Genomic DNA, 25227 nt, shown 5'->3' with positions numbered 1-25227 from the left:
CCGGCCTCTTAGTGCTTATCCAGCCACGCGCCGTAGAACGACGGACGACCGACGGCCTCGAAGCTGACGCCTTTGACCCACGGCGCGCCGGCGAACACCTGCGGCTCTTCGAAAATGGGGATCACATAGGCGTTATCGATCAGATAGCGCTGGGCGTCACCGGTTAATTGCAAGCGCTGCTGCGGCTCTACCGCCGCGGAGATGCCGGTCAGCAGGTCATTGAGCTTATCATCGCGGAAGTGCTGCACTTTATCGCTGGAGCCGCCTTTCTGCAGCAGCGCATCGCGATTGTTGGGGAAGAACATACTTTTCACCACATCCGGGTCGGCGCGGCCCACTTCTGAGACAGTGAGCGGGGTTTTCTGCGGGTCGAGGTTGTCCAGCGTACGGCTACCGGCATCCCCGGCTTTGACGGTCAACGCCACACCCACCTGGCGCCACTGCTGGGCGATCAGCTGCAGCACTTCCTTATTCTGCGGCTGCGGCAGCGATTCATAGACCGTCAGCGCCAGCCGCTGGCCGTCTTTAGTGCGAATACCGTCCGCGCCGGGCTTCCAGCCGGCATCGTCCAGCAACTGTCGGGCTTTGGCCTGGTCGAAGGTCAGTTTATCGCTCAGATTGACATAGCCGGCGGCGGAGCTGGCCAGTACGGAGGTCGCTTGCGGGTAGTTAGCGGAGAACAGCGTCTCCACCACCTGTTTGGCGTTGGTGGCATGGAGCAGGGCCTGGCGCACCCGCAGGTCGGCGACCAGCGAGTTATCCGGGCGGAAGCTCAGGCTGTCGTTGACCCCGCGGGTAGGGGCGGCGTAGACCTTAAATCCCTGATCGGTCGCCTGCTTTTCATCGTAGGCCTGCACCTGGCGAATAAAGCCCGCCTGACCCGCCAGCAGCGCGCCGATGCGCACACTGTCTTCCGGGGTCACAATATAGGTGATGCCGTCGAGGTTAGCGGGCCCCTGCTGGGCAATGTTTTTCGGCCCCCACTGATAATCCTTGCGCGCCACCAGCGTCAGCTCGCGGCCTGGCTTTTCATCCTGCACCACAAAGGGCCCGGAGCCGATAATATGCCGGGCATCGCCCAGCTCTTCAAAATTGCGCTGCAGGGTGCTGAGTGATACCAGACCGGAGCCGATGGTGGCGGTTCCCTGCAGGAAGCCCGGCGACGGTTTGTTGAAGTAAAATTTCACCGTCAGCGGGTCGATCACTTCGCTGCGCTGGTAGTTATTGATGACCTCTGAGACAGGCAGGCGATGGGCTTTATCTCCCAGACCATAGGTGTCGAAGTTTTTGGCCACGGCGGCGGCGTCAAGCGGCGTGCCGTCCGAGAAGGTAACCCCTTTGCGCAGGTGGAAAGTGTACTCGGTTTTATCGGCATTGCTGGTCCAGCTCTCGGCAATCCACGGCTCAATCTCCAGCGTTTTTGGGTTCTGCCAGGTGAGCTTGTCGGTTATCTGATTGAGAATACCGCCATTCGGATAAAAGCCGCCGGCGGGCGGATAGAGATTGGTGTGCGGTTGCTGCTCCAGATAAATTAAGGTGCCGCCTTTAACCGGCGTGTCGGCGGCCCAGACGGAAAAGGCGCCGGAGAGAAACAGGGCGGCCAGCGCAGGCAGGCGAAAATGACGATGCATGGTGAATTCCTTTGTTATCTATTGTGTTGCCATCATCGGGCGCGGCTAAAAACAAAGGAACCAAGGAATTGCGCTAAGCATTTGCGGAAATTGGATTTACTTCGCGAGTGGGAAGCGTGGGGCAAGCGCCTCTCCCGGGCGGGAGAGGCGTCGGCGATTAGCTGCGCAGATCGATAACCATACGACCGCGGATCTGACCTTGTTCCATCTCTTTAAAGATGGCGTTGATATCTTCCAGCGGGCGCAGGGTGACTTTCGGCACCACTTTGCCTTCGGCGGCAAACTGGAAGGCTTCCACCAGATCCTGACGAGTACCGACCAGCGAACCGACTACCTCGATGCCGTCGAGCACCAGACGTGGAATATCGAGGCTCATCGCCTCCGGCGGCAGGCCTACCGCGACCACGCGGCCACCGGCACGAACGGCATCCACCGCCGAGTTAAAGGCCGCCTTAGCTACCGCGGTCACCACGGCAGCATGCGCGCCGCCGGTTTTTTCCTGAATCACTTTCGCCGCATCTTCATTACGGGAGTTGATGGTCAGATCGGCGCCCATCGAGGCCGCCAGCTCCAGCTGCCCGTCGTTGACGTCGATAGCGATCACTTTGGCGTTAAAGACATTTTTCGCATACTGCAGCGCCAGGTTACCCAGCCCGCCGAGACCGTAGATAGCGATCCACTGACCCGGTTTGATGTGGGAGACCTTGACCGCTTTGTAGGTAGTGACGCCCGCGCAGGTGATACTGCTGGCGGCGGCAGAGTCGAGGCCGTCCGGCACTTTAACTGAGTAGTTGGCGGTGACGATGCACTCTTCCGCCATGCCGCCGTCGACGGAATAGCCGGCGTTTTTTACCGAGCGACACAGCGTCTCATTGCCGCTGTTACAGTAATCGCAGTGGCCGCAGCCTTCGAAGAACCACGCCACGCTGGCGCGATCGCCTGGCTTCAGGGAGGTCACGCCCGGTCCGACTTTTTGCACCACCCCGATCCCTTCATGGCCGAGTATGACGCCGGTTTTATCGCCAAAATCGCCGTTTTTCACGTGCAGGTCCGTATGACACACGCCGCAGCATTCCATTTTCAACAACGCTTCACCGTATTCCAGCGGGCGCAGCGTTTTTTCCGTGACGTTAACCTGATGGTCGTGGGTAACAACAGCAGCCTTCATGCCTGTCTCCTTGTGAGGGGATTGTTTAATTTTATTAATGCAATAGTACCCAATAAGGATTAGACGCTATGGAGAAAAATACAAGGCGCTTTAGTACAGGATGTGGTTTTTTGCTACAGCGGTAGCACAAAATTCAGACAATACCTCTAATTTTGGTAGGTAATAATAGCGTCACTGAATGGTCATGTTTTCTTCATCACCCAACTCTATCGTTTTGCGCATCAATTTCTTATAACAACAGAGTGATACAACAATGCATCTGGTAAAAACCATCCTCACTGCCGGTCTGTTTCTGTCCGCCGCCGCGCAGGCGCAGAACGTACTGGAATTCCCCCAGCCGGAAAACAACCCGGAAGAATTTTACGCCGTCACCGAGATCCCGGCAGGTGGCATGATTAAGTATGAAACCGACGCCAAAACGGGGTTTATCATCGCCGACCGCTTTCAGTCGATGCCGGTGGCTTACCCGGCGAACTACGGCTCGCTGACCCAGTCGCTGGCCGGAGATGGGGACCCGCTGGACGTGGTGTTTTACACTCGCGCGCCGATGGCGCCGGGCACACTGATTAAGCTGCGGCCGATCGGTGTCCTAAAGATGATAGACGGCGGTGAGAAAGACGACAAAATCATCGCCGTGCCGGCCAGCAAAATTGATCCGACCTATGACGACATCAAGACCATCACCGATCTGCCGAAAATCGAGCAGCAGCGGCTGGAGGCCTTCTTCCGGGTCTATAAAGAACTGCCAGAGGGGCGTAAAAAGGTTGAGCTGGCCGGTTTTAATGATGCCGCCGCTGCGAAGCAGGAGATCAAATCGGCCTGGGAGGCCTGGAAAGCGAAGAACCCGCAATAATATTCATCGCGGGCGCTGTCCGGCGCCCGCGGTATTCGCTCTCACGACCCCTGTGGCGGCGAAATCAAAGGTCACACGGCAACGCTTATCTCACCATATTGCATCTTGACGCAGGATGAAGATGATGGTTGTATTGTACAACCATTTCATGTTTCGGACCCGCTGCCATGCCTGACACCCCCTTAATCCAACAGATTCGTACCGCCTCGCGGTTAATGGTGCGCGAGCTGGGCTTTATGAGCACCACGCTGGCCGCCACCCATTATTCACCTTCGGCGGTGCACACCCTGCTTGAGGTATCGATGAGGGGGGAGATGACGGCCGCGCAGCTGGTCACGTTGCTGGGACTGGAAAAATCAAGCGTCAGCCGGATGGTCTCTCGTCTGCTGGCGGCCGGTGAGCTGGAGGAGCGTCCTTGCGCGGAGGATGCGCGCGCGAAATCACTCGCCTTGACGGCAAAGGGGCACGATACGGTGGCGAAAATTAACGCCTGGGGTACCCGCCAGGTGGTGGAGGCGTTAGACCATCTGGATGAGACGCAGCAGCAAACGGTCGCCACTGGACTGGCGGCCTATGCCCGGGCGCTGGCGCAGTGTCGGGATAGCGCGCTCGCGGATACGGCTCCGCAAATTTCGCTGATGACCGGCTATCAGCCGGGGATGATCGGCCGGATTGCCCAGATGCACGGGGAGTATTACGCCCGTCATCATGACTTTGGCGCTTTTTTTGAAGGCAAGGTCGCCAGCGGCGTAGCGGAATTTGCCACCCGGCTTTCCTCCCCGGCCAACCAGATCTGGCTGGCGATCCGCGAAGGGAAAATCGTCGGCTCGCTGGCTATCGATGGCGAGGACCTCGGCCAGCAGGAGGCGCATCTGCGCTGGTTTATTCTCGACGACAGCTGCCGGGGAACCGGCATCGGCAGGCGTCTGCTCAGCGAGGCGATGACTTTCTGCGATAGTCGCCAGTTTAGCGCGGTACAGCTGTGGACCTTTAAAGGGCTGGACGCGGCCCGCAAACTGTATGAATCCTTTGGCTTCACGTTAACCCGCGAATGGCAGGGGGAGCAGTGGGGAAAGGTAATGACCGAGCAGCAATTTACCCGGTCCGGAAACACCGGCTAAGGGCGTGACGCCTTAGCCGGTGGGGGGAACATGGAGATTACGCCAGCTGGTTAAGCAGGCGGTTAATCTCCTCTCGCCACTGCGCCTGAAGTGATGGCTTTTGATGTTTTGGCTTGCGGGCCATATCGTCAGCCAGCCATTGCTCAAGGTCAATCAGCCGCGCCAGCAGCGCCTCCTCATCATTGTCAGCCCCGGCGGGCGTACTCTGCAAAGCGAGCCGACTGTCCGGGGCGGGCGCCACGGCCTGCAGACGGGCATAGACCTCCTCCAGGCTGTGCCATTCCGTTAACCCGGCGTTGTCGATCAGCCAGAAGCGGTTACAGCTTTCGCTAATCAGCTGGCGGTCATGACTGACCAGCAGCACGCCGCCGGGGTAATCGCGCAGCGTCTGCGCCAGCGCCGCTTTACCCTCCATATCAAGATGGTTGGTGGGTTCATCCAGCAGCAGCAGACTGTAGCGCGCCAGCGAGAGGCCAACAAACAGTAGCCGCGACCGCTCGCCGCCGCTGAGGGTGCTGACCTTCTGGCTATGTCTCGCCCAGCCAAACCCGGCGGCGATCAGCGCCCGTTTACGGGTGTCGGCCGACGGGGCGAACGGTGTCAGCGCGTCGAGCAGGCTGGCATCGTCCGGTAACTGCTCCAGCGTCTGGTCATAGTAGCCGGGGTGCAGCCGGGGATGCAGGCGCAGCCCCGGGAGGGGCGATGCGTCCTTCATCTGCTGCCACAGCAGGCGCAGCAGGGACGATTTACCGCCGCCGTTGCGGCCCATGATGGCCACGCGATCGCCGCTGCGCAGGCGCGCCACGCCGGTGGTGAAGAGGGATGGCAGGCCCGGCGCGGGCGCGACGGGCAGGGTGTCCATCTCCAGCAGGCGGTCAGCCGGCAGGGCGTCCCCCTGCAATGACAGACGCCACGGCGGGCCGACGCTGAGCTCGGTTTGCTCGTCTTTCAGGCGGGCGACCTGCTTCTCCATCTGTTTGGCTTTGCGGGCGAGGTCTTCGTTGTCATAGACCCGACCCCAGGTGGCTAGGCGCCGGGCGCTGGCGCTGACCCGGTCGATCTCCTTTTGCTCGGCCTTATGACGCAGCGCGGCGCTTTCATCCTGCTCCTGCAGTGCCTGACGGGCAGCGCTGCAGGGCAAGGCGAAGCTGTGCAGCGTCTGGTCGCGGAGGATCCAGCTGGCATTAGTTACAGCATCCAGTAAGATGTTGTCGTGTGACACCAGCACGAAGCTCCCCTGCCAGGTTTGCAGGAAGCTTTCCAGCCACAGCAGGGTCGGCAGATCGAGGTGGTTGCCAGGCTCATCCAACAGCAGCAGATCAGGCTGGCGGATCAGCGCCCGGGCCAGCAGCAGGCGCGTGTGCTGGCCGCCGCTCAGGGTAGTGGTTTGTTGCTCCATCACCGCCGGGGTAAAGCCCATCTGCGCCAGCAGGCGTTCAGCCAGCCAGCGCTGCGCTTCCCGTACATCGGCGGGTAACGGGGCCAGCACGGCCTGCAACAGCGACTGTGAACGCAGCGCCTCCGGCAGATGCTGTTCAACGCGGGCCATCAGACACTGACCGGCGAGTGAGACGCTGCCCGAGGTGGGCGCGAGGGTACCGTCCAGCACCTGCAACAGGGTGCTTTTGCCGCAACCGTTATGGCCGATGAGACCGATACGGTCGCCTTTCTTCAGGGTGAAGGAGAGAGTGTTAAACAGCGGCCCAAAGGCAGTCTCCACGTGGAGCGCATGGGCAGTTAGTAATGTACTCATAGTCAACTTACTCAAGAGTTACAGGCATGCAAATGCCTCGTCAAAACTCGCTGACGATAACCCGGTAAGCCGGAGAGAAGGGATTGCGTGAAGTGTCTTCGCTCAAGCCATAGTTATCGCAGCACGATACCGATAACGCTTGAGCTGGCGCAATTGCCTAATGCATGTGAAACAATAAACATTTCACAATACAGCATGGGGGGCCTCCTTTTTTATTCAGTTAGTGGATGGGTGGTGGCAGTGTAGTGGGGAAAGGAAAAGTGCGCCAGTGACAAAACTGGCAGGGGGCCCCCGCCAGCTTTCGCCTGCGCCGCCTTTGTCTACGAAGCCGGGTTGCGCAGAGGGCTTATGTGTTTGCTAGAACATGATGGGAAACCAGCGGGCGTGGTCGCGGGTATATTCCGTCAGTGCCTGGGGATCCTTTATCACCTGGCAGGGAGCCTCGAGAATATTCGGATACGCATCCGGATACCAACTCTCCTTGGTCGTTAAGGTCAAAAAGCGAGACTCCCGGTGGGTTTCACAGGTATAGGCGTTTTTAATATTGTCGGCTTTGCGATATCCCTTGGGATCGCGATATTCGATATACACTTCGTACTCAGAGCGGGTATCCCGCCACGCGCCCGGTTCCAGTTTCTGCCAGCGGACCGTCTGGTAGTAGCGCTCATGCTCGCCGTAGCGATAGACAGGGGTCTCCCCGCCGGGAATCACGTCGGGTCTCAGGAAGAAAAACACCAGTCCCGCCAGCAGGAGTAACACCGGTGGGAGAATGTGGGTCAGCAGCCGCGGCGTCCGACGGTTAACCAGCAGCAGCCACAGCAGCGGTGGGATCGTGCTGACGATAAAAGCAAAGAGGATTTTTGCCGGCGTATAGAGTTCATGCACCGAAACCTCGCCGGCTTTCGCCGCGTAAAACGCCTGCTTATCGCCGAAATACCAGTACTCACCGTGAAAGGCGCTGATGGCGCTCACCAACAACAGTCCGCTAAACAGCCCCAGCCAGAGACGTAATGTCGGTCGCAGAACGATTTTTTGCTGGCTCATTTACGGCTCCTGATGGTTTTAGTGACCAGAAGCTCGTCTTCAGAGACCGTATCCAGATCGGCAATCTGGCTACACTGGTTGGCAAGGACCTGCGGATCGCCGTTCGGAAACCAGCCCTCATTTAATGACAGGGTGTAAAACTGGCTATGCCGCTGCACTTCACAGCGCCAGGCGCGGCCAAGATTGTTTCTGTCGATAAGCCAGCGGGGATCTTTTGCTTCAACAAAGGTTTCATATTTTGATTGCTTAGCGGAATGACTACCTGACCGGGTTTTCATCCAGAATATAGACGCGTAATAGGTATTGTGTTTACCGTACTGAATACTGGCATATCGTCCGGGGGTAACCTCCGGGTGGAGGAAAATAAATATCCCGGCGGCAATCAGTACCATCAGCGGTAATATAGGATGCTGTATAGCCCGCCAGGGGATTTTACGTACCGCCAACAGCCAGACCAGGGTAATAATAAACACGTAGAGCAGGGCGAAGAAAAATTTACTCGGTTCATAGATGACGACATCCACCAGATCGCCGGTGGCGGGCTGATACTGGTCAGCGCGCGGGGTGAGCATCCACATATCGCCGCTGAAGAGGCACATTCCGGTGATGATGGCGATACCGCCGATAAGAAACAAGACAATCCGGATCAGAATAGCATTCGCTTTATTCGCGCCAGGGGTTAATTTTTGCATTTCACATTCCATTGTGAGGGGGTGAGAAACAACTATTTTGCACAGCGGAGGGCGCGCGGCAAATGCTATCCGTTTTATATTTTTACGATGAATGAATATGGGCGAAAAAGGCGTTTCTGTGGCGGGAGATATTATTCTGACGTTATTAAAAACCGGGCCGATATGTCGACCCGGTGAGCGTGATTAAATCGAGGTGCGGCGATAATTGCGATATTCCGGCAGCCAGAAATTATCGCTAATGGCCTGCAGCAGCGCTTCAGCGGAGGTTTTCACCGCCACGCCTTGCTCCTGCGCCACTTTGCCGACCGCGAAGGCAATTGCCCGTGAGACGGTCTGGATATCCTTCAGCTCCGGCAGCACCGGACCTTCGCCGTTGTTCACCAGCGGCGAGTGTTTCGCCAGGGTTTCACTGGCGGCCATCAGCATCTCGTCGGTGACCCGCGACGCGCCGGAAGCAATCACCCCCAGACCAATGCCCGGGAAGATATAAGAGTTATTGCATTGCGCGATGGCGTACTGCTTGCCTTTCAGGGTGACCGGGGCAAACGGGCTGCCGGTGGCGACCAGCGCCTCGCCGTCGGTCCAGCTCAGGATATTCTGCGGCGTCGCTTCCACCCGTGAGGTCGGGTTAGAGAGCGGCATCACGATTGGCCGCGGGCAGTGCTTGTGCATCTCGCGGATAATCTCTTCCGTGAACAGCCCCGGCTGACCCGAGACGCCGATCAGAATGTTCGGCTTCACGTTACGCACTACGTCCAGCAGGGACAGCACATCGTTAGTGGTATCCCAGCCCTGCAGATGCTCACGCTTCTGCACCAGCTTGTTCTGGAACGGCAGCAGATTAGGCATGCCGTCGGTTAACAGGCCGAAGCGGTCAACCATGAACACGCGCTGGCGGGCCTCTTCTTCGCTAACGCCTTCGCGGACGATCTGGGCGATAATCTGCTCGGCGATGCCGCAGCCGGCGGAACCCGCGCCGAGGAAGACGATTTTCTGCTCGCTGAGCTGGCTACCGGCGCCGCGGCTGGCGGCGATCAGCGTCCCGACGGTGACCGCCGCGGTGCCCTGAATATCGTCATTAAATGAACAGATTTCATTGCGATAGCGGTTGAGCAGCGGCATGGCGTTCTTCTGCGCAAAGTCTTCAAACTGCAGCAGGACGTCCGGCCAGCGGGCCTTAATCGCCTGGATCACGTCGTCAACGAACTGATAATACTCGTCGTCGGTAATGCGCGGATGGCGCCAGCCCATATACAGCGGATCGTCCAGCAGCTGCTGGTTGTTTGTTCCAACGTCCAGCACGATGGGCAGGGTATAAGCCGGGCTGATGCCGCCGCAGGTGGTGTACAGCGACAGCTTGCCGATCGGGATCCCCATCCCGCCGATCCCCTGGTCGCCGAGGCCGAGAATACGCTCGCCATCGGTGACCACAATCACTTTCACGTTATGGTTCGGGACGTTCTGCAGGATGTCGTCAAGGTTATGGCGATTCTGGTAAGAGATGAAGACGCCGCGGGCGCGACGGTAAATCTCGGAGAAACGTTCGCAGGCGGCGCCCACCGTCGGGGTATAGATAACCGGCATCATCTCTTCGAGATGGTTGCCGATCAGGCGATAAAACAGGGTTTCGTTGGTGTCCTGGATGTTACGCAGGTAGATGTGTTTGTCGATTTCAGTTTTGAATCCCTGATACTGGATCCAGGCGCGTTCCGCTTGCTCTTCGATGGTTTCAACCACTTCCGGCAGCAGGCCAAGAAGGTTGAAATTGCTGCGCTCTTCCAGACTGAAGGCGCTGCCCTTGTTGAGGAGGGGGAATTCAAGCAGAACGGGACCCGCGTAAGGGATGTACAGGGAACGGTTTTTCTTATGAGTAAATTGCATCGCACTAACTCCTTGATCATGACCACAGTCCCGGCGCGGCGATAAGCGAGGGCGGGTGGAAAGCAGCGGGCAGAGTATAGAGCAGATGGTCGTCAAGCGGGTAAACAAGCAATCAATTGCCATAAAAAAACACCATCCTGGCAACAGGACGGTGTTGTTTATCATCATTCAGACTGAAAATTAACCACCGCGGCGTTTGCGGCCGGTAGCATGGATGTGGTTGAGGGTGGTTTCTTCATCGCCTTCCAGCACCACTTTTTTCTGCTGGGAAAGCTTATAGTTCAGACCGAGAAGATGACGTGCCTGATGGTTCGATTTCATTCTGACTCCTTTATCCTGTTCTGGTTTCAAGGGCAAACCCGGTGGTGACCGGATGAAATGTAACCCAAAGTCGGCCGCACGTTTTTTGTGCGACCTCAGCTAGGGTGGTCCATTTTCAGGGCAATAGCAACCTTCGCGCGCCAGATTAAGAACAGTCTCCCTCACGCACCGCCGGGATCACCACTTCATCTCACCGGTGTTAACTTTGGCGCTTAACTCCAGCGAGCTGGTCTCCGCCAGGCCCGGCCACTGCGTCTCCATGGCCTTGATCACCCCGGCCGAATCCTGATGCGTCTTCAGCGCCTGCTCAAACTGCTGGAGATACGTTTTTGTAAAGCGCACCGCGCTGTCTCCCTCCGGCGGTGTGCCGAGGTAATGGCCAGGGATCACCCGCTGCGGGTGCAGGGCGATCATCTGGTCCAGGGTATTGCGCCATTGCTGGCGACTGGCCGGCGTCTGGGTGTCGGCGGTCCAGAGATGCATGCCCCACGCCACGCCGGTACCACCGAGGATCGTTTTGTTCGCCGGGATCCAGACGAACGCCGCGTAGTCCTGCGGCTGCTTAATCGTTACTTTCTCGCCGTCGATGGTAAAGCTGTTGGCCTTCAGCGCCTGCGGAACGTACACCTGCGTCGGCGCGCCATCTTTCATTTGCGGGCCCCAGTACGCCAGTTTGGCCGCTTTGGTGGCTTCAATATGTTTGACCACCTCCGGCGTGGCGACCACTTCCGCCTGCGGGAAGGCTTTCACCAGCGGTTCAAGACCAAAATAGAAATCCGGATCGCCAGAGGTGATCACAATTCGCGTCAGCGGCTTGCCGTTTTTCTTGATCATGTCCACCAGCTTTTCGCCGTCTTTGACGCTGAACTGCGCGTCAAACAACACTGCTTCGTGCGGGCCGGAAACGAGGGTGGAGTTAACGGCAAAGATGCCCTTTTCCTGCGGATTGTAGGTTTGCAGCGTCAGAGGCGCCGCGAAGACAGAACCGCTGAACAGGGCCGTGGCAACAGCAAGAGTAGATAATTTCATGATGTGTTCTCAGTAACAGGTGAATGCGTTCCATTGTACGGATTTCGCTATTTGATAGAATTCCTGAAATAAGAGATGCTGAGTTTCATAAATCGTGCAGATGAAGGGGGCATGATGGACAGAGTGATTGCTGCGCAGGTGTACCTGCGCATCTGCGAGCTGGGAAGTCTCAGCGCCGCGGCGCGGGCGCTGGGGATGTCGCGTCCGATGGTCAGCCGCTATCTGGAGCAGATGGAGAACTGGGCTGGCGCCCGGCTGATCCATCGTTCCACCCGCCGGCTGACCCTGACGCCGGCGGGGGAAACAGTGTTGCTTAAGACCCGCGGGTTGACGCGGATCGCCGATGAAATCGCCGGCGAGCGCCAGCGGGCCGACCCCAGCGGCACGCTGCGCGTCGCCTGCGCGCACTTCACGGCAATGCAGCTGATCTCTCCGCTGCTGCCGGACTTCCTCGCTCGCTATCCGCAGCTGCGTCTGGAGCTGGATATCAATAACCATCCGGTCAGCCTGATCGGCGAGCGCATCGACGTGGCTATTCGCATTACCGACAACCCGGAGCCCGGGGCGATCGCTCGCCGCCTTGGGCTATGTCGTTCGCTCCTCTGTGCCGCACCGCGCTGGCTACAGCAGCATGGCCCGCTGACGACGCTTGACGATCTGCAACAGCATAACTGTCTGTTATACAGCCACTTTGCCGGCCAGCGCTGGCAGTTCAGCGATGCGCAGGGGCAGGAGGCGTCGGTGGCGGTGAGCGGCAATCTGAGCGCGGGGATCTCTTCTCTGCTGCTGGAGGCGGCGGTCGCCGGGTGCGGCATTGCGATGCTCCCCGAACTGGAGGCGCGGAGCGCGTTGGCCAGCGGGGCGCTGGAGGTGGTGCTCCCTGACTGGACGCCGAAGGCGCTGAGCGTCTATGGCATCTATCTTTCCCGCGACTATCAGCCCGATGGGCTACCGCTGTTTCTGGATGCGCTGCAGCGACGTCTGGGGGAGATTGCCGCCGGGGCCTGAACATAGGTGTTGCGTTCAGCGGCAACACCGGCGGGCGGTGGCCCTGCCGGTGAGCTGACGATGAGACTTACTCGTTGCCCCATTGATTAAGGAAGTTGGCAATATCGTCTATTCGGCGTTCATCAATAGCCGCTTCACGGGCCATCTCCTGCTGCGCCTCTTCATCGATCTCTTCGTTATTCATCAGCCGCTCAATCAGCAGTTGAAAATAGCGCGCCAGCGCATCGCGTTCCGTCTCTTTGACCGGCGCGGCCGCTTCGGTCTCGTATTCGTCCACGATGTCATAAAATTTCAGGGGGATCCCATTACTCATCAGTTGTCCTCAGGGTCAGCGCACAGCGGCGGGCAGATATCATAGCATGCGGCCGGCTAAATACGCTGCGGGAGAGGAAAAATCGCCACGCAGGGGTTGCGCGGCGATCGTGTTGGGGAGGGACCGGCATGACGCCGGCCCGGTTATCGTTCCGGAGGCGAGGGATTTAGACCACGCCGTCCCCGCCGTCAGAACACCATACCTGACCGGAAGTATACGAGCAGGCATCCGATGCCAGGGTGACGTACAGCGGGGCGATCTCTACCGGCTGCCCCGGGCGGCCCATCGGTGTGTCTTTCCCGAACTGTTTCACTTTCTCGTCCGGCTGGCCGCCGCTGGATTGCAGTACCGTCCAGTAAGGGCCTGGCGCCACGGCGTTGACACGAATGCCTCGTTTCGCCACCTGCTTGGCCAACGATTTGGTGAAGATCGCCAGGCAGGCTTTGGTCTGGGCATAATCGAGCAGGATCGGGCTGGGTTTATAGGCCTGCACCGAGGTGGTATTAATGATTGCGCTCCCTGACTGGAGATGGGGCAGCGCCGCGCGAGTGATCCAGAACGGCGCGTAGACATTGGTTTTAAAGGTGGCGTCAAAGTCTTCGGTGGTGAGCTCCTCGAGGGTCTCGCAGTATTGCTGACGTCCGGCGTTATTGACCAGGATGCTCAGGCCTCCCAGTTTTTCCACCGCGTCGGCCACCAGCGACTGACAGAAGGACTCGGAGCGAATATCCCCCGGCAGGGCCACTGCCGTGCGACCTTCGGCTTTGATCAGCGCGATGACTTCATCGGCATCCTCTTGCTCCTCCGGCAGATAGCTTATGGCGACATCGGCCCCTTCGCGGGCAAAGGCGATCGCCACCGCGCGGCCAATGCCGGAGTCGCCGCCGGTAATTAACGCTTTCTTACCCGCCAGCCGCCCGGTGCCGGTGTAGCTGGTCTCCCCGTGGTCCGGTGATGGCTCCATTTCCGCATCCAGACCCGGTGGGTTTTGTTCTTGCTCCGGGAACTCCGGACGTGGAGCCGTCTCTTCTGGCAACATGGAGGTGGGTAATTTTTTCATTGGCGGTTTTTCATCTTGCATAGTCATCTCCTTCAGACAGAACGGGCCAGACCTAAGGATAGGCCAGCTTCACCCCAGGCCTGGCAACGCGAGAAGATCATCTATCTTGTTTAACAGGCAAAACAGGGGCCTTATTTGACTTTAACCGGCTGATCCATGGCGACTTTCGTTGTATGTCGCTGCGTTATTATTGGTGGTGTTAAATTAGGATTATTCCATCCTTAATTCGGGGCTGGGCTATTTTTATCGGGCGGGCTGAATGACGGTGCGATTTTTAAAAGCGAAGGGGTGGAACATTGTGAAAAAATATTCTTTCGCACCCATGGGTGAATGATGAACTACCTCATTATGAGTATTTTTATGACTGAAGTGCCTGGCTGATGAAAAAATAAAAAAACGCCCATCATTTTCATTTTTTTACAAAAGCGCCGGAGCGAGAAAATTTCATGATAGTGAGTGGTGATAATCTAAGGCGAATAAATGAGTTACACTGTATTTATTTTTTCCGCCGCTTCGTTATTTATTTTTTATTTGCCATTTGGCGTGGATAAAAGCCTGGCGTTAATTTGACTGCTGCGAGCATTCCTCTAGTGTTAGATATCGAGGGCGATGATTTGTAACAGGGTCATTTTCCATTTACCAACCGAGATCGAGTAAACCTAAAAGGTGAAATTATGGCAGAGCATAGAGGCGGTTCAGGTAACTTTGCAGAAGATCGTGAAAAAGCATCCGAAGCCGGGCGTAAAGGCGGACAGCACAGCGGCGGGAACTTTAAAAATGATCCTGAACGTGCATCCGAAGCCGGTAAAAAGGGTGGTAAGAACAGTCATGGCGGTGGTCGTAAAGCCGGTGACAGTTAATGACTGAAGCCTGAGGCGCGTTAAAACGGGCGCCGGAACAAAAACCTGTGGGCCTGCCGGTCCGCAGGTTTCTGTTTATATGGGCTGGTAATAATAAATCGTGTCGCCTAATCCATATTTATCTGTGAAACGCGAAGGGTAAATGATATTAACAATATGCTGGTCAATGGTTAAGTATTTATAACATAGCAGGTAATAAAAATGAAACTGACACCGGCATTGATTAAACGCTGCCATCTTGTCGCTGCTGTGATGTGGGTAATATTGGCAATACCCTCGTTAATCTGGTGGAAAAACAGCGTCCTGTGGGTCATTCTCATTAGTATTTATGCGAATATCGTTGGGCATTTGTCCGGATATAGCGCAGCGCGGGCGGATCAGGCGGCGGAAGAGAATGAAGATCCCACATCCAAATAAAGGATTAGTTATCAGAGGTATTTATGACGGATATTGAAAATTACCATAACTGGCTGCGCGATGCACATGCGATGGAAAAACAGGCCGAAGTGATATTAATCGCCGCAATCAGAAGGAGTGAAAACTATCCGCCACTGCGCACGCGTCTTGAACAACATCTCTATGAAACCCGCCGGCAATTATCGTCTCTGCAGGATATCATTGCCCGTAATCATATTTCCCGCTCCGCGCTGCAGGATGCGATGAGCCGGGTCGCCGCGTTGGGCCAGTCCATTGGGATGATGCTGCCCGGCGATGAGGTCATTAAAGTCATTATCACGGCCTATGTTTTTGCGCAATTCGAGGTCGCCTGCTATACCGCCTTATTGACTGCGGCGAAACGGGTGGGCGACCACCATGCCATCCACGCCCTGGAGGCGATGCTGGCGGAGGAGCGAGGCATGGCTGACTGGCTGCTTCATCATCAGCCGACAATCGTCGGGCAATTTCTGCATCGTGCTGAACTGCCTGGCGTTGAGGCCGGAAAATAAGCCGCCGGAGAAAAACTATGGTTAAACGCCACACGATCGCGCTTCATGCTGTCGAGGAACAGGTTCCTCTGAAATTAACCGCCAGACAGCAGGCTCTGGTGGACGCGGTGGCGAATCGGGCGCCTTCAGCGGAGCACGCTACCGTATCGCCTGTCGCCAAACCCCGGCCGACGGCGAGGGGTGGACGTAAACCGCGCTGAATCTGCTGGAGAGTGACGGGCCACCCGTCAGGGTGAATAAGCAAGGTGATAGTGATGCAACGGGAACAGTGGTTTCACAGAGCGGTCATTTATCAGGTTGATAGTTCACTGTTTTATGACGCTAACGGTGACGGCTACGGCGATCTCGCCGGTATTCGCCAAAAGCTACATTACATTCGCAGCCTCGGGGCGACGGTGCTCTGGCTGACGCCGTTCTATCTCACCCCTCTGCAGGATGATGGCTATGATATCAGCGATCATCTGCAGCCTGACCCGCGATTTGGCACCATTGCCGACGTCATTGAGCTGATTGCCCGCGCCCGGGAGCTGGGACTGCGGGTCATCGTCGAGCTGGTGATCCAGCATACCTCCGCGCAGCACCCGTGGTTTCAGGCGGCCAGGCACGATCCCCGGTCGCCGTGGCGGCCATACTATCTTTGGGCCGACAGGCCGCCGGAGAAGGACGATCCCCCCATGTTTCCCGGCGTCGAGGAGAGCGTCTGGCGCTGGGACGAACAGGCCGGGCAATACTATCGCCACATGTTTTATCGTCATGAGCCGGATCTGAATCTTGCTCATCCGCCGGTGATCGCTGAAATCGAAAACATCATCACCTTCTGGCTGCAGGCGGGAGTGTCAGGTTTTCGCCTCGATGCCGCGTCGCATCTGGTGAAACAGGCCGGGAAGGGTGACGAGGCGCGCGGCTACCCGCTCCTGACCCATCTCCGGCAGGTCGTTCAGCGCCTCAATCCCGATGCGATACTGCTGGGTGAAGTAGACGTTGCGGTAGAAGATTACCGCCATTATTTTGGCCACGGCGATCGGCTGCAGATGGTGCTCAATTTCTGGCTTAACAAATACCTCTACCTCAGTCTGGCGCAGCAGCGCGCCGCCCCGGTGGTGAAGGCTCTGCAGGCGATGGTGACCCCGCCGGACGGGTGCTGCTTCGTCAACTGGCTGCGTAACCATGATGAACTGGATCTCGAGGGGATTGGCGAACGCAATAAGCGCCAGGTTATCCGCACCTTTGCCCCTGATAAATCCATGTCCGTTTACCAGCGTGGCGTACGCCGGCGACTGGCGCCGATGCTGGATGGCGATACCCAGCGCATGGCGCTGGCCCATGCGATCCTGCTGGCGCTGCCCGGTGTGCCGGTGATGCGCTATGGCGACGAGATTGGCATGGGAGACGATCTGCGTTTACCGGAGCGCTATGCGGTCAGAACGCCGATGCAGTGGTCGGCGGCGCCCAACGGCGGCTTCTCCCGGGCGGCGCGGGACGATCTGCCGGTAAAACCGATAGCCAGCGGGCGGTGGCGCTACCAGCGGATCAATGTCGAAACGGCGCTACGCCACCCCCGATCGCTGCTGAACCGGGTGCGCAACATGGTGCTGGCGCGGGCGGAATATACCGAGCCGGGCTCCATTCCTTTCGCCATCCTCGCGGTGAAACCTGCTGCGGTGCTGGGCTTGTGCTATCGCAGCGAATCGCGGGAAGTGCTGATGCTGGCGAACTGCAGCCAGCAGACGGTAGAGGTGCAACTCCCGCCGCTGGCCAGGAGCTACTGGAGCCCGATACTGGAAGATAAATACTATCGGGACAGGTTGACCGGCGGGGATGACGCGCGGCTGTCGCTTTCCGGGTATGGGTACCGCTGGTTCAGCCGGAGCCTGGATTAGCGCCGTTTCCCGGAACGACGGAACAACGCCCGCAGGGCCATCGTCGCCACCGCTACTCCGACGCCGGCAGCCACTTTTCCCGGGAGATCGGCGCTGATCGTCACCGCTTTACGCCGCGCGCCATCGTTAAAGGGGCCGTGTCCGGGGTGATTGCCGCGCACCGGCGTGAACAGGTCGTCCTGATGCTCTGCCGGTTTCGGCTGGCCGGTAAACTGTCCCTCCCACGCCTTTTTCACCATCAGCCGATCGAGCAGGCGAGGGAAGAAGACCTGGCCGAGGATCGACTGGATGGTGCTTTTCCCGACCCACAGCTCGTTGACCGGACGCTGGATAACGCTGTAGATAGCCTCGGCGGCGACTTCCGGCTGATAGACCGGCGGCACCGGCTGCATGGCCTGATCCATTTTATTCCGCGCCCAGCCAAACTGGGCGGTGTTCATCCCCGGCAGCTGGACCATGGTCAACTGGATGTGGCTTTGCTCGTGCATCAGTTCGGTACGCACGGCATCGGTAAAGCCGCGGATCGCCGCCTTGGCTCCGCAGTAGGCCGATTGCAGGGGAATCGACCGCCAGGCCAGCGCCGAGCCGGCCTGAATAATCACTCCCCGATCCCGAGGCGTCATCACCTCCAGCGCTGCGCGGGTGCCATTGACATAGCCGAGATAGGTGACCTCCGTCACCCGGCGAAATTCCTCCTCGCTCATCTGACGAAAGGGGGCCAGGACGGTGGTCATGGCGTTGTTGATCCAAACGTCTATCGCGCCGAGTGTGGCTTCCACCTCGGCGGCAGCGCGCTGCAGCGCCCCGGCATCGGCGACGTCGGCGCTAATGGCCAGCGTTTTAATGCCAAACCGTTCGCAGGCCAGCTGTGCTTCCTGCAGACCCGTCTCATCTCGGGCGATCAGCGCCACGTGATATCCTGCGCGGGCGAAACGCAGCGCGGTGGCTTTACCCGCCCCCGCGGTTCCGCCGGTAATTACCATCACAGACATAGTGACCTCATTCTTTTTGGCTAGCGCAATATTAACTGCACGGATCGGTTAATTATTCCTCACAAATGACAATGACGAGGTGGGAAATATCCTGGAATAACCGCAGTGTGAATCAGGCGACATATCCGGGTGACGCTGGCTGGATCGTGCCTGCATCGGCGAGGACGTTCTATAATCTGTTAGAACCCTGACAACCCGCGAGGAGGAAAAATGGTGACATTAAATATGCTTAGCGTTGAAAAAGAAGAGGATGACGCCACCCGCGCCCCGGAATCGGGTGATAAACAACCGGAGCGCGATAAATAAAATTGAGACTATTCCTTTTCAGGAATAATGGATATCTGGCCGTTACGCTCGAGGATAGCGAATTTGATCGCTTTGAGCTCATAAATCCCATGGTGCTGCCTGGCTGCCAGCAGGATATCATCGACAGAGATATTGACGAGATTTATCTTTTCGTCGATGACAGCACCATTTTCCACCACAATAACCGGGCTACCATCAATGAAATTTTCCGCCTGCGAGAAGCGTTTTTTAATATAGCCGAATAAAATATCAACACCCACCAGAGTGACGATGGTGAGCATCGAACCGGTGACGGAATAGTCTGTGCTGAGCATCGCCTGTTGGGTGGCTTCGCTAATTATCAGCAGCAATATTAGATCAAAGTTGGTTAACTGCATCAGCGTTCTTCTGCCAGCAATCTTAAAAATAATCAACAGGATAAAATAGATTGCTGCGGCTCTGAGGACCATTTCCATAGCCACTCCTAGGGATAGACAAACTGGTTCCAGGTGACAGGCGCGCGATCGTTCACTGCTGCCTGCAGGGAAATATTGCCGGCTGTTTTTGGGGTAATGGATAACCACACCGACATCGGCAAGCGGTTGGCCGTTTGCTGATACACGAGGTATAATTTCCCCTCGGCGCTGTACATTTTATCCGGCTGTGGGCGGATATCACCGACCTGGTAGCGCGATAAAAACGGGGCGGTGAAGCTGATAATGTTTTCATTCCCCCCATCGGGTTTAATCTGGATATTCACTTCGGTTTCACTCATCAGTCTGGCATAGCGTTGATAATCGACGCTTAATTCACCTGCGTCACTTTCCCGGTGCGCTTCACTGAAATAACCGGAGGACCACAGACCGCTTAGTGCGGTAAGAATGATGAGACTCAGAACAATTATCCCATAGCGCCGGAATCGATATTCGAAGCGTAGTGCTCGTTCATTTTCGTCAACGATGGGACAATCCTGTTGATTCTTAATCATTATTATTTCCCCCGCGTTTCGTTTCGGCAACAGCGTAACGATAAGGACATTCTTATATTAGTCGATATCAGAACAATTGACTTTGTAAAAGTGGATAGCCTCAGCCAGGCTTTATTCTAATCACTTATAAAATGACGGAGGGATGATGAAAAAATTAGCGCTCGCTATGGCCTGTGTACTCGCCGTGGGTATTGCACAGGCGGAGGATAAGGGCGGTTTTAGTCAGGATGCCGCACCGCCGCCGCCGCACAAACTGGATGACGGCTATCGCGGCGTCGAGGATGGCCGGATCATGACCGTTGAGCAGGCGAAAACCATGCACGATGGCGCGACTATTTCACTGCGCGGTAATTTGCTCACCCGAGGGGAAAATGACCGTTATCAGTTTCGCGATAAAAGCGGCACCATCACCGCCATCATTCCGGCCGCCGCTTTTAACGAACAGCACGTAGAGCCTGACGATCTGGTCAGCATCAACGGCAGCCTCGATCGCAAAATGACGCCGCCGGTGGTGCGTGTCGATCGTCTGCTCAAGCAGTCGCCTAAGTAACCTACGCAAGCGGAGAATACCGATATGAGTAAACAAGGCGAGCAGGGCGGAAAGCATCCTGCGCGAGAAGCGCCTGCCGAGCATGGCGAAGTGCCGCGTAAACGGGACGACAGCAAGGACGACAAAACCGATCCTTATCATCCACACGATGGCCGTTAGCGAGGCTGACCACGAGATCCTTAAGGGCACAGTGATGCCCAGGCCGCAGAAAAGGCGCAGGTTCGGCATCACGCACTATACTTTTTGTTCGACATCATCACAGGAGGAGTCACATGGCGATTCATAAGAAAGGGCTGGCGCACTGGGAAGGCGATCTGAAACATGGCAAAGGCACCGTGTCGACAGAGAGCGGGGCGCTGAGCCAGCAGCCCTACGGCTTTAACACCCGTTTTGAAGGGGTGAAAGGCACTAACCCTGAGGAGCTGATTGGCGCCGCGCATGCCGCCTGTTTCTCAATGGCTCTGTCGCTGATGCTCAGCGAAGAGGGCTATACCGCAACGTCAATCGACACGACGGCGGTGGTCACCCTCAATAAAACCGACGGCGGCTTTGCGATAACCGACATCGCGCTGCAAAGTCAGATTGTTCTGCCGGACGTTGCGCCGGCGGCGTTCGATGAGATCATTCAGAAAGCGAAGGCCGGTTGCCCGGTATCGCAGGTGCTGAAAGCCAATATCACCCTCGACTACCAGCTGAATCCGTAAGCTGTCGTGCCCGCGTGCAGCGGGCACCCTCTCCGCGATATCTCTCCCTGCCTGCCCAATAGTGGTATCTTTTGTCCTTTAGTTGAACGTAAGGGACACCATCATGATCGGCATTCGCGGGATGATCGAGGCGCAGGTGCTCGGCCTGACCGGCATGGCGCTAAAAGAGATCGATTTTGAACAGCCTAAAGGGGAGCCAGGGCTGTTTGGTCCGCAGTCGGCCATCTGGCAGGTACACGGCGATTTTACCTCGATGCTCTGCGGCGGCATCAGCGCGCTGCTGCTGCAGATGCTGCATCCCCTGGCGCTGGCCGGCGTCTGGGATCACTCCCGTTTCCGTGAGGACATCTTTGGCCGCCTGCGCCGTACCAGCCAGTTTATTTCCGCCACCACCTTTGCCACTACCCCCGACGCCGAGCGGCTCATCGCCAAAGTGCAGGGGATCCATCAGCGGATCGGCGGGGTGGATAAGGACGGAACGCCTTATCAGGCCAGCGACCCGGCGCTGTTGACCTGGGTGCACGTCGCCGAGTGCAGTCGCTTTATGGCCTCCCACCTGCGCTACAAGCGGACGGTGGTCAGCGCCGAGCGCCAGGAGGACTATTTCCGCGAGTCGGCGGAAATCGCCCGCCGGCTGGGGGCCCAGGACATCCCTCAGACGCCGCAGGAAGTGGCGGACTATCTCGAGGCGATGCGTCCGCAGTTGCGCTGTGACGAACGTACCCGGGAGGTAGCCGAGGTGCTGCTCTCTACTCGTCTGCCGGGTAGGCTGAGCCAGCCGGTGGGTCAGGTCATGATGCGCGCCGGGATCGATCTGCTGCCGGAATGGGCGCAGGAGATGCTGGGGCTGCCGCTCACGCCGCTGCAGCGGCGCACGACGCGCCTGATGGTGCATGGCGTGGCCCGTGTGCTCCGTGCCTCGGTACGCAACGGCGCCTGGCATTGCGCCATGCGCCGGATGGAAGTGGAGTGAAGGTCACTCCGCCTTGCCCAGCTGTCGGGCAATCAGTGCCTCCAGGCTGCCATCCGCCCGCCACTCGCTGAGCGCGTCATTCACCGCGTTGAAGCCAGCGACATCCGCCCTGGCGACGCAGATGGCCTGCTGGATCTCGGTAAAATTATCCGCCAGTACCCGCACCCCAGCGTGCTGACGGGCTGCCGCCTCCAGCGGCTGTCGGATACCGGCGACCATATCCCCTTCACCGGCGAGGAAGGCGTCAATGGCTTCCTGCGAGGAGGGAAGGCGATTCAGGCTGGCGTGCTGCAGATGACGGGTTAACCACAGATCGTAAGCGGCGTTTTGCCCGACGTTAATGGTGGTTGCCGGGCGATCCATGTCGGCCACGCTCTGGCAGGGCGAACCGGCTCTCACCAGCGCGGTCCCCTGGATGGTGATGTAGGGAGGCGTAAAACGCAGGGTCGCTTCCCGGGCCGGGTCGATGGCCAGAAACGCGATGTCCCAGTGATCACCGCCAGCGTCAGCCACCACTTTTCCGGCGGCAGGATAGGGGACGAACTCGGCGGCGACGCCCCAGCGCGTCGCCAGCCGATGGCTAAGCTCGACGGTGAGGCCTGCGGGCTCCCCCGTCTCCCCGAGATGGGCCAGGACCGCGTTGCCCAGGTTAATGGCAAAACGCAGCCGGGATGAGGTGATCTCTGACATCGCTGACTCCTGTGGTGGTGAAGAGAAAGTGGCCCGACCTGCCGGGCCAGTCATAAGATAGCCCATCCGCGCGCGGTTGTACCTGTCCTGCCACCCTTTCAGAATATATTAATAATCGACAGCGCCGATATCGTTAAACTGAAAGGCAATGGCTTTTATATTGTTAAGCATAAACTCAGCTTGTCAGTTTATTCTTCCCGCTCACAAAGGGAGAGAAATAATGACACAACATAATTTTGAAAATGATAATAAATATCATGAGCGTTCGATGCAGGCGCGAAAGAGTACCCTTATTAGCGTGGTGGTCAATATTTTCCTTTCCGTGTTTCAGGTTGTGGTGGGAATATTCTCTGGCTCACAGGGGTTGATTGCTGATGGGATGCACTCTTTTTCCGATCTGGTCGCCGATGGGGTGGTGCTGGTGGCGAATAAAAAGAGCCGTCGACCCTCGGACCACGATCACCACTATGGACACTGGCGCTACGAGAATGGCGCCTCGCTGATCCTCGGCGCGATCCTGGTGCTGGTCGGGGTCGGCATGCTGTGGTCCGCGACAGGTCACCTGGTGCAGCCGCAGACGATTCCGGCGGTGCACAGCGTGGCGCTGTGGATGGCGCTGGTGGCGCTGGCCGCCAAGGAGGGTCTGTTTCGCTATATGCTGGCGGCTGCCACGCGGCTGAATTCGTCGCTGCTCATCGCCAACGCCTGGCATGCCCGCTCCGACGCCGCGTCATCTCTGGTGGTGGCGCTGGGGATTATCGGTAATCTGGCTGGGTTCGCCTGGTTCGATCCGCTTGCCGCGCTGGCGGTGGGACTGCTGATCACCCGCATGGGCTATCGTTTCGCCGCCACGGCGCTGCACGATTTAATGGACCGCGCCGTCGATGAAGAGACGCAGCGGGCGATCGCCGGCACGCTGCAGGCTACGCCGGGCGTGGCGGGTCTGCACGATTTGAAAACCCGTAAGGCGGGGGATCTGGTGCTGGTGGATGTCCATCTCGAGGTGGCGGGAGAGATGTCGGTAGCCGAGGGACACCAGATCGCCCGTCAGGCGCGGGAGCGGGTCCTGGCGCAGCATCCGGTGCTCAATGTGATGGTGCATCTCGATCCCAGCGCGCTATGCGGGGCTGACGAAAGCGGCCTGGCGCCCCCGGTGTCCTGAAGCGACAATTTTATTGGCTCAGCGGCTATTTTTTCCCTGAGCCTTAATTGCTGGCGTAACGCGCCCGCGCATCGATTGCCTGAAATATAAAAAAGGCCCATACTAAAAACGCCATTACCATCGCTAAATAATGGCGAAGATCTGCCCATCGCAGTTAACGATAAAATAAACCAATCGGTTCATAGATAATCTCTATTCTTTATTCAGAGATAATGACCAGAGCGGTAATTCAGGAAGTCAGACAATGATCATTCGGCCAGAACAACACTGGTTTCTTCGCTTATTTGACTGGCACGGCTCCGTGCTGTCGAAAATCATCTTTCGTCTGCTGCTTAATGTGCTGATGTCCATCATCGCCATTATCAGCTATCAATGGTACGAGCAGCTAGGGATCCACTTAACGGTGGCGCCGTTCAGCCTGCTGGGGATTGCGATTGCGATTTTCCTCGGCTTTCGCAACAGCGCCAGCTACAGCCGGTTCGTCGAAGCGCGCAATCTGTGGGGGACGGTGCTTATCGCCGAACGCACGCTGGTACGCCAGTTGCGTAATATCCTGCCGGCCGAACACGATGCCCATCGCCGCATCGTCAGCTATCTGGTGGCCTTTAGCTGGAGCCTGAAGCACCAGCTGCGCAAAACCGATCCGACGGCTGACCTGCGGCGGTTGCTGCCGGAGGACAAGGTGGCGGAGATCCTCGCCAGCTCAATGCCCACCAACCGGATCCTGCTGCTGGTCGGCAACGAAATTGGCCAGCTGCGGGAGGCGGGCAAGCTCAGCGACATCACCTACGGGCTGATGGACAACAAACTCGATGAGCTGGCGCACGTGCTGGGCGGTTGTGAAAGGCTGGCCACCACCCCGGTGCCATTCGCCTATACCCTGATCCTGCAGCGCACCGTGTACCTGTTCTGCACGCTGCTGCCGTTCGCCCTGGTCGGCGATCTGCACTACATGACGCCGTTTGTCTCGGTGTTTATCTCCTACACCTTTTTGTCATGGGATTCGCTGGCGGAGGAACTGGAAGATCCTTTCGGTACCGCTGCCAATGACCTGCCGCTGAACGCGATGTGCAACACCATCGAGCGCAATCTGCTCGACATGACCGGTCAACATCCGTTGCCGGAGACGCTGCGTCCGGACCGTTACTTCAATCTGACCTGAACCAGACCCACCGGGCGGTTTCCGCTGCCCGGTCATCGCTTTCCCGTGGGCCTTTTATCCGTCACCGCACAGCGACGAAAAGCGCGAAAATTTGCAAATAAGTTAAATTTAACACCTGATAGATAACATCAATTATACAGATTTGTGGTGTATGTTATTA

At 57.6% G+C, this 25227-nt stretch carries 28 protein-coding genes and 1 pseudogene; 15 read left to right on the top strand and 14 right to left on the bottom strand.

What is annotated here, in order from left to right; translation table 11 throughout:
- Positions 1 to 8: 8 nt before the first annotated feature.
- Together CWM53_RS00300 and adhP are read right to left on the bottom strand one after the other, a co-directional pair.
- Positions 9 to 1631, bottom strand: a complete 1623-nt coding sequence (locus tag CWM53_RS00300; RefSeq protein WP_100729630.1) for a TIGR04028 family ABC transporter substrate-binding protein — start codon at positions 1629 to 1631, stop codon at positions 9 to 11.
- A gap of 157 nt (positions 1632 to 1788) precedes the next feature.
- Positions 1789 to 2799, bottom strand: a complete 1011-nt coding sequence (adhP, locus tag CWM53_RS00295) for an alcohol dehydrogenase AdhP (protein ID WP_060875756.1) — start codon at positions 2797 to 2799, stop codon at positions 1789 to 1791.
- 253 nt (positions 2800 to 3052) lie between these two features.
- Here adhP and CWM53_RS00290 point away from each other — a divergent pair, with 253 nt between their 5' ends.
- Together CWM53_RS00290 and CWM53_RS32255 are read left to right on the top strand one after the other, a co-directional pair.
- The gene (locus tag CWM53_RS00290; RefSeq protein WP_074385741.1) at positions 3053 to 3652 is read left to right on the top strand and encodes an inorganic diphosphatase; all 600 of its coding nucleotides are present in this window, start codon (positions 3053 to 3055) and stop codon (positions 3650 to 3652) included.
- A gap of 167 nt (positions 3653 to 3819) precedes the next feature.
- A complete protein-coding gene (locus CWM53_RS32255) occupies positions 3820 to 4773 on the top strand; it encodes a helix-turn-helix domain-containing GNAT family N-acetyltransferase (protein ID WP_100630539.1) in 954 nt (317 codons plus the stop codon).
- Between the two features lie 37 nt (positions 4774 to 4810).
- Here CWM53_RS32255 and CWM53_RS00280 read toward each other — a convergent pair whose 3' ends face one another.
- From CWM53_RS00280 to CWM53_RS00265, 4 genes are all read right to left on the bottom strand, one after another.
- Positions 4811 to 6526 (bottom strand): ABC-F family ATP-binding cassette domain-containing protein, encoded by a 1716-nt coding sequence (locus CWM53_RS00280; RefSeq protein WP_100729631.1) that lies wholly within the window; start codon positions 6524 to 6526, stop codon positions 4811 to 4813.
- Between the two features lie 357 nt (positions 6527 to 6883).
- Positions 6884 to 7570 (bottom strand): hypothetical protein, encoded by a 687-nt coding sequence (locus CWM53_RS00275; protein WP_100729632.1) that lies wholly within the window; start codon positions 7568 to 7570, stop codon positions 6884 to 6886.
- Positions 7567 to 8262 carry a glycosyl transferase gene (locus CWM53_RS00270; protein ID WP_100729633.1) on the bottom strand — a complete coding sequence of 232 codons (696 nt, stop codon included), beginning with the start codon at positions 8260 to 8262 and terminating at the stop codon, positions 7567 to 7569. Before CWM53_RS00270 ends, CWM53_RS00275 begins: the two co-directional genes overlap by 4 nt.
- Positions 8263 to 8445: 183 nt before the next feature.
- On the bottom strand, positions 8446 to 10143 hold the full coding sequence (locus CWM53_RS00265) for an NAD-dependent malic enzyme (protein WP_008804752.1): 1698 nt from the start codon (positions 10141 to 10143) through the stop codon (positions 8446 to 8448).
- A 55-nt stretch (positions 10144 to 10198) separates the two neighbouring features.
- Here CWM53_RS00265 and CWM53_RS30700 point away from each other — a divergent pair, with 55 nt between their 5' ends.
- Positions 10199 to 10327: a hypothetical protein gene (locus CWM53_RS30700; protein ID WP_012541614.1), complete on the top strand. Its 129-nt coding sequence runs from the start codon at positions 10199 to 10201 to the stop codon at positions 10325 to 10327.
- Here the strand turns inward: CWM53_RS30700 and sra are convergent.
- Positions 10324 to 10464, bottom strand: coding sequence for a stationary-phase-induced ribosome-associated protein (sra, locus tag CWM53_RS00260; protein ID WP_012541615.1), 141 nt, complete (start codon positions 10462 to 10464; stop codon positions 10324 to 10326). The genes CWM53_RS30700 and sra overlap by 4 nt on opposite strands.
- A 177-nt stretch (positions 10465 to 10641) precedes the next feature.
- Positions 10642 to 11493: a Vmh family MBL fold metallo-hydrolase gene (locus tag CWM53_RS00255; RefSeq protein ID WP_074385746.1), complete on the bottom strand. Its 852-nt coding sequence runs from the start codon at positions 11491 to 11493 to the stop codon at positions 10642 to 10644.
- 114 nt (positions 11494 to 11607) lie between these two features.
- On the opposite strand from CWM53_RS00255, the gene CWM53_RS00250 reads away from it, so the two are divergent.
- Positions 11608 to 12501, top strand: coding sequence for a LysR family transcriptional regulator (locus CWM53_RS00250; protein WP_074386184.1), 894 nt, complete (start codon positions 11608 to 11610; stop codon positions 12499 to 12501).
- A gap of 67 nt (positions 12502 to 12568) precedes the next feature.
- Here CWM53_RS00250 and CWM53_RS00245 read toward each other — a convergent pair whose 3' ends face one another.
- Together CWM53_RS00245 and CWM53_RS00240 are read right to left on the bottom strand one after the other, a co-directional pair.
- Positions 12569 to 12814: a DUF2543 family protein gene (locus tag CWM53_RS00245; RefSeq protein ID WP_100729634.1), complete on the bottom strand. Its 246-nt coding sequence runs from the start codon at positions 12812 to 12814 to the stop codon at positions 12569 to 12571.
- A 166-nt stretch (positions 12815 to 12980) separates the two neighbouring features.
- A complete protein-coding gene (locus CWM53_RS00240) occupies positions 12981 to 13895 on the bottom strand; it encodes an SDR family oxidoreductase (RefSeq protein ID WP_162677465.1) in 915 nt (304 codons plus the stop codon).
- A gap of 653 nt (positions 13896 to 14548) precedes the next feature.
- Here CWM53_RS00240 and CWM53_RS00235 point away from each other — a divergent pair.
- The 5 genes from CWM53_RS00235 to CWM53_RS00215 all read left to right on the top strand — a co-directional run bounded on the left by CWM53_RS00235 (position 14549) and on the right by CWM53_RS00215 (position 17561).
- Positions 14549 to 14734, top strand: coding sequence for a general stress protein (locus CWM53_RS00235; protein WP_008804757.1), 186 nt, complete (start codon positions 14549 to 14551; stop codon positions 14732 to 14734).
- Between the two features lie 201 nt (positions 14735 to 14935).
- Complete coding sequence (locus tag CWM53_RS00230; protein ID WP_008804758.1) at positions 14936 to 15151, top strand: hypothetical protein; 216 nt, start codon at positions 14936 to 14938, stop codon at positions 15149 to 15151.
- A 23-nt stretch (positions 15152 to 15174) separates the two neighbouring features.
- Positions 15175 to 15681, top strand: a complete 507-nt coding sequence (locus CWM53_RS00225; RefSeq protein ID WP_074385747.1) for a ferritin-like domain-containing protein — start codon at positions 15175 to 15177, stop codon at positions 15679 to 15681.
- A 17-nt stretch (positions 15682 to 15698) separates the two neighbouring features.
- On the top strand, positions 15699 to 15881 hold the full coding sequence (locus tag CWM53_RS00220; RefSeq protein ID WP_012968126.1) for a hypothetical protein: 183 nt from the start codon (positions 15699 to 15701) through the stop codon (positions 15879 to 15881).
- Between the two features lie 54 nt (positions 15882 to 15935).
- Positions 15936 to 17561, top strand: a complete 1626-nt coding sequence (locus tag CWM53_RS00215) for an alpha-amylase family protein (RefSeq protein ID WP_100729635.1) — start codon at positions 15936 to 15938, stop codon at positions 17559 to 17561.
- Here CWM53_RS00215 and CWM53_RS00210 read toward each other — a convergent pair.
- From CWM53_RS00210 to CWM53_RS00200, 3 genes are all read right to left on the bottom strand, one after another.
- Positions 17558 to 18553 carry an SDR family oxidoreductase gene (locus CWM53_RS00210; RefSeq protein WP_100675532.1) on the bottom strand — a complete coding sequence of 332 codons (996 nt, stop codon included), beginning with the start codon at positions 18551 to 18553 and terminating at the stop codon, positions 17558 to 17560. The genes CWM53_RS00215 and CWM53_RS00210 overlap by 4 nt on opposite strands.
- A gap of 314 nt (positions 18554 to 18867) precedes the next feature.
- Positions 18868 to 19314 carry a DUF421 domain-containing protein gene (locus tag CWM53_RS00205; protein ID WP_061154478.1) on the bottom strand — a complete coding sequence of 149 codons (447 nt, stop codon included), beginning with the start codon at positions 19312 to 19314 and terminating at the stop codon, positions 18868 to 18870.
- Between the two features lie 8 nt (positions 19315 to 19322).
- Positions 19323 to 19826, bottom strand: a complete 504-nt coding sequence (locus tag CWM53_RS00200) for a hypothetical protein (RefSeq protein ID WP_074385751.1) — start codon at positions 19824 to 19826, stop codon at positions 19323 to 19325.
- Between the two features lie 145 nt (positions 19827 to 19971).
- On the opposite strand from CWM53_RS00200, the gene CWM53_RS00195 reads away from it, so the two are divergent.
- The 4 genes from CWM53_RS00195 to CWM53_RS00185 all read left to right on the top strand — a co-directional run bounded on the left by CWM53_RS00195 (position 19972) and on the right by CWM53_RS00185 (position 22053).
- On the top strand, positions 19972 to 20376 hold the full coding sequence (locus CWM53_RS00195; protein WP_074385752.1) for a YdeI family stress tolerance OB fold protein: 405 nt from the start codon (positions 19972 to 19974) through the stop codon (positions 20374 to 20376).
- Between the two features lie 24 nt (positions 20377 to 20400).
- Complete coding sequence (locus CWM53_RS30695) at positions 20401 to 20535, top strand: hypothetical protein (RefSeq protein ID WP_074385753.1); 135 nt, start codon at positions 20401 to 20403, stop codon at positions 20533 to 20535.
- Positions 20536 to 20648: 113 nt separating this feature from the next.
- Positions 20649 to 21080: an OsmC family protein gene (locus CWM53_RS00190; RefSeq protein WP_008804765.1), complete on the top strand. Its 432-nt coding sequence runs from the start codon at positions 20649 to 20651 to the stop codon at positions 21078 to 21080.
- Positions 21081 to 21183: 103 nt separating this feature from the next.
- Positions 21184 to 22053 carry an oxygenase MpaB family protein gene (locus CWM53_RS00185; RefSeq protein ID WP_074385754.1) on the top strand — a complete coding sequence of 290 codons (870 nt, stop codon included), beginning with the start codon at positions 21184 to 21186 and terminating at the stop codon, positions 22051 to 22053.
- 3 nt (positions 22054 to 22056) lie between these two features.
- Here the strand turns inward: CWM53_RS00185 and CWM53_RS00180 are convergent, their stop codons facing one another.
- Positions 22057 to 22743 carry an ABC transporter substrate-binding protein gene (locus tag CWM53_RS00180; RefSeq protein ID WP_100729636.1) on the bottom strand — a complete coding sequence of 229 codons (687 nt, stop codon included), beginning with the start codon at positions 22741 to 22743 and terminating at the stop codon, positions 22057 to 22059.
- A gap of 220 nt (positions 22744 to 22963) precedes the next feature.
- Here CWM53_RS00180 and CWM53_RS00175 point away from each other — a divergent pair.
- Positions 22964 to 23885 (top strand): annotated as a pseudogene (locus tag CWM53_RS00175) (cation diffusion facilitator family transporter); the annotation flags it as partial.
- Between the two features lie 264 nt (positions 23886 to 24149).
- Positions 24150 to 25067 (top strand): bestrophin family protein, encoded by a 918-nt coding sequence (locus CWM53_RS00170; RefSeq protein WP_049163577.1) that lies wholly within the window; start codon positions 24150 to 24152, stop codon positions 25065 to 25067.
- Positions 25068 to 25227: the final 160 nt, after the last annotated feature.

This window comes from Klebsiella sp. A-Nf5 (assembly GCF_002810545.1).
Taxonomy (GTDB): domain Bacteria; phylum Pseudomonadota; class Gammaproteobacteria; order Enterobacterales; family Enterobacteriaceae; genus Klebsiella; species Klebsiella variicola.
This window is presented reverse-complemented; position numbering and strand designations above follow the sequence as displayed.